2 protein-coding genes are annotated in these 4,419 nt (G+C 71.8%); one reads left to right on the forward strand and one right to left on the reverse strand.

Translation table 11 applies throughout. The features are described 5' to 3' along the window. Positions 1 to 1,603, forward strand: a 1,603-nt coding sequence (locus AAHM41_RS39180) for an alkaline phosphatase PhoX (protein WP_342242058.1), incomplete at its 5' end; no start/stop codon positions are given. A gap of 168 nt (positions 1,604 to 1,771) precedes the next feature. Here the strand turns inward: AAHM41_RS39180 and AAHM41_RS39185 are convergent. Further along, positions 1,772 to 4,294 carry a cation:proton antiporter gene (locus tag AAHM41_RS39185; RefSeq protein ID WP_342242059.1) on the reverse strand — a complete coding sequence of 841 codons (2,523 nt, stop codon included), beginning with the start codon at positions 4,292 to 4,294 and terminating at the stop codon, positions 1,772 to 1,774. Between the last annotated feature and the right edge of the window lie 125 nt (positions 4,295 to 4,419).

Here is a 4,419-nt window from a genome sequence, read left to right on the forward strand (position 1 = left end):
GGGGGCTCCGCACCCCCCGCTGACCCCAAAATTGCCAAACCCCCCCCCCCCCCCCCCCGCCCCCCGGGGGGGCGGCGCCGCCCTGGCCCTGGGCGCGATCGGCAGCCTCGGCGCGCTGTCGCAGCGCCAGGCCCAGGCCGCCGCCACCGGCGAGAACTGGACCGCCCCGGTCCGCAGCCCCTACGGCCCCCTCGCCCCGGCCGCCGACGAGAGCACCGGCCTGCCGCTGCTGCTGCTGCCGCCCGGCTTCCGCTACAGCTCCTTCTCCTGGACCGGCGACCGCATGGCCGACGGCCAGCCGGTCCCGGCCAAGCATGACGGCATGGCGGTGATGCACGGCAAGGGCGGCCGCTGGTTCGATTTCGGCTTCGGCCGCGGCCATGGGCATGGGCACGGCCGCGGGGACGAGCTGATCCTGATCCGCAACCACGAGGTCGGCACCGCCGCCGCCCAGATCGCCGCGCCGGGCACCTACGACACCGGCACGATCGGCACCGACGGCTTGCGCGCCGGCGGCGGCACCACCACGCTGCGCTTCCGCAACGGGCGCTGGGACTCGGCGGAAGCCAGCCTGGCCGGCACGCTGACCAACTGCGCCGGCGGCGGCACGCCCTGGGGCACCTGGCTGAGCTGCGAGGAGGTCAAGACCAACGCCATGTCCAGCGCCGGCCGCCGCCACGGCTATGTGTTCGAGGTGCATCCGGAGGCCGAGCGCACCACCGGCCGGCCGCTGGTGGCGATGGGCCGCTTCAGCCATGAGGCGGTGGCCGTCGATCCGCGCACCGGCATCATCTATCTGACCGAGGACGACCGCAACAAGTCGGGCCTCTACCGCTTCATCCCGAACGACCGCTCGGGCCGGCACGGCGCGCTGGAGAATGGCGGCCGGCTGCAGGCGGCCCGCGTCCGCCGCAAGCCCAATGCCGACCTGGTGATCGCCCATGTCGGCGACGAGTACCAGCTGGACTGGATCGACATCGAGCAGCCGGACATGGACGCTGTTCCCGCGCCGATCGGCTTCCCCGACATCGGCGCCGGCGACACGCTGAGCGGCCCCTTCGCCCAGAGCTGGGCCGAGGGCGGGCTGCGGATGAGCCGCGGCGAGGGCATCTTCTACGCCGACGGCCGCATGTTCATCGTCGACACCAGCACGGGCAAGGAGCCGAGCGGCCGGCTCGGCCGCGGCTACGGCGCGGTCTGGGTGCTGGACCTGTTCACCCAGCGCCTGCGGGCGCTGTTCGTCAGCGACAGCCAGATCGCGGCGCACAACCCGGACAACGTCACGGTCAGCCCGCGCGGCGGCGTGGTGCTGTGCGAGGACCCGGATGCGGCGCCGGCCGGCAGCCCGGACAATTACGGCCCGGGCACCCGGCTGGTGGCGCTGACCCGCCAGGGCGCGCCGTTCTACCTGCTGAAGAACAATGTCGAGCTGACCGCCGGCCAGATCGGCGACGCCGGCAAAACCATCGCCGAGGGCGACTACCGCGCCAGCGAGTTCGCCGGCGCCTGCTGGAGCCCGGAGGGCCGGACCCTGTTCGTCAACATCCAGACCCCCGGCATCACCTTCGCCATCACCGGCCCCTGGGAGCGCGGGCCGCTCTGATCCGCGCTCGCCTCCGGCGTCGCGTCAGAGACCGTTTGGAAATGCGCTGGTGTGAGTCGGCTGGCGGTGGTTTCGAGAACCGGCGCGCAGCGGACGTTTAAGTCCGTGAGCACCGGAAGCTTCGAGTCCGCCGTCAGACGGCCGCACCAGTAGCATTTCCGGACGGTCTCAAACCGCCTCCTCCTCCCCCAGCGCCGAGATCGTCCGTTCGGTCTCGGTGCTGCGGGCGCGGGCGACCTCGGTGATGGTACGGCGCAGATCGGGGTGGGCGCTGGCCAGGGCCTGCAGGTCACGGCCGGTCAGGGCCAGCAGCTTGCAGAAGGCGATGGCGGTGACCGTGGCGGTGCGGCGACCGCTGATCAGCACCGCCATCTCGCCGAAGAAATCGCCGCGGCCGAGCCGGAACTTGCGCCCGCCGCGGCCGATCTCGACCGCGCCGGAGGAGATGAAATACATGGTGTCGCCGCGGTCGCCGGCCTGGACGATGGCCTCGCCCGGCACCGCGAAGATCGGCTTCAGCAGCTTGCAGATCTGCTCGATCCGCTCCTCCGACAGGCCCTGGAAGAACGGCAGGCGCCGCACCAGCTCGGCGGTGCTCAGGCCGAGGTCCAGCTGCGGCCGCTTCTGCAGCGTCTCGTACAGCCGGCCGACATCGCGCTGCAGGTCCTCGTAGATCTCGCCGCTGATGAACTGCTGGTTGCGCAGCTCGTCATACTCCGCCGATTCCAGCCGCAGCGCCGCCCAGCGCAGGAAGCGCTCGGACATCCGCCGCTCATAGTCCGGATATTGCAGCCGCCAGGCCTCGATCGCGGCGACGAGGGTGTCGAGCCGGGTGGTCAGCACGGCGTCGAGCGACTGCCACACCTCGGCGCCGAGCAGCCGCCGCATCTCGGCTTCGGCGTGGCGCTTCAGCATCTCGATCATCATCCGCGAGACCTTCAGCATCTCGAGGCGATCGGCGATGCGGCTGGACAGCGGCGCTTCCCAGCCGGTGTAGCGCTGCAGCAGGATGGCGAGGCGGAAGCTGGGGCCGAAGCCGATGTTGCGCGACGCCGCGCCGAGGTAATCGGCACGGCCGCCGGTCATCGCCGCGTCGTGCAGCCGGCCGGCCTGGGCCAGCAGGTCGACCGCGGTGCGGCGCGACATCAGCTTCTGGTCGAAATGCTCGACCACCAGGTCGCGCTCGCGGTTGGCCAGCGCCATCAGCCCCATCCGCTCGCGCTCCTTCGGGTCGAGCATGAAGGGCCGGCTGGCGAGGCCGCTGAGCCGGCTGCGATAGGCCTCGGCCGCCTCCTTCGCCACCTCCGGCGCCAGGTGCTGCTCGGCGCCGATCTCCTCGATCCGCTCGGCGATGCCCTCGCGCGCCTGGTGCAGGGCGCGGTCGCGCAGCGCCAGTTCGGTCGGGCTCAGCGCGTTCAGGCCGAGCGCGCGCATCACCAGGCGCAGCGTGGTGGCGTTGATCAGCAGCGTCCACAGCACGAAGCCGGTGGCCAGCACCACCACGAAATGCGTCGCCTCGGGCCCCAGCAGCGGGTTCTCGCTCACCGCCAGCGCCAGCGCCAGGGTGACGGCGCCGCGCAGGCCCCCCCACAGGATGACGACGCGGTAGGGCGTGCTGACCGGCTGGCCGACCTTGAGCCAGGTCAGCACCGGCAGCAGCCCCCACAGCACGATCGCGCGGGCCACGAAGGCGGCGGCGACCAGCACCAGCAGCAGGTAGCCGTCCTCGACCGTGGCGTCGCGCAGGAACTCCGGCACCAGCATGGCGGCGAAGATGAAGATCAGGGTCGAGGCGCAGAAGCCGAGCAGCGCCCACACCTTCTCCAGCCCCTCCCAGCCCTCGGCCGAGATCCGCACCCGGCCGGTGGAGCCGACCACCAGCGCCACCGTCACCACCGCGACGACGCCGGAGACGTGCAGGTAGCGCTCGGCCACGATGTAGGCGATGTAGGGCAGTGCCAGGGTGAAGGCGACCTCGGCCACCGGGTAGCGGTTCAGCGGCCGCATCACCATGAAGGCCAGGCGCCCGGCGATGAAGCCGAACAGCCCGCCGCCGATGAAGAAGCGCAGGAACAGGAGCGGCGCGCCGCCGGCATCGGTCTCGCCATGGCCGCCGCCGCTGCTGGTCAAGAGCCCGACCAGCACGATGTAGAGGGTGATGGCCGCGGCGTCGTTCAGCAGGCTCTCGCCCTCGACCAGGATGGTCAGGCGCCGCGGCGCCCCGGCGTCGCGGAAGATGCCGATCACCGCCGCCGGATCGGTGGTGGCGACGATGGCGCCCAGCAGCAGGCACAGCAGCAGGCTCTGGCTCGAGGTGCCCCACAGCGCCACGCCGACCACCAGGCTGCACACCAGTACGGCGACCACGGCGAGGGTCAGGATCGGCGCCACCTCGTCCATCATCCGCCGCACATCCATGTGCAGCCCGGCCTCGAACAGCAGGATCGGCAGGAAGATGTGCAGGATCGCCTCGGACCGGATCTCGCCGCCGGTCAGCGCATGGGTGAATTCGGAGAGCGGCCCGCCGCTGCCGATCGCGCCGGTGGCGCTGGCGACGCTGCCCAGCGCGATGCCGAGCCCGGCGATCAGCACCGAATGCGGCAGCGACAGGCGGGTGGCCAGCGGCTGCAGCAGCGCCACCAGCACGATCAGGACGGAAATGGCGAGCACCGCCAGGGCGATATCGGGCATGGCTTCCCATCGGCAGAGTCGGGGCCCCCGACCGGCCCCGCGATACTACACGACCAGCAGCCCCTGTCGCCGGTGATGGTGGTCACTGGAGGATGGGATCAGCCCGGCGCTGGCGGCGAATCGGG

The sequence above is a fragment of the Inquilinus sp. OTU3971 genome, assembly GCF_038440215.1.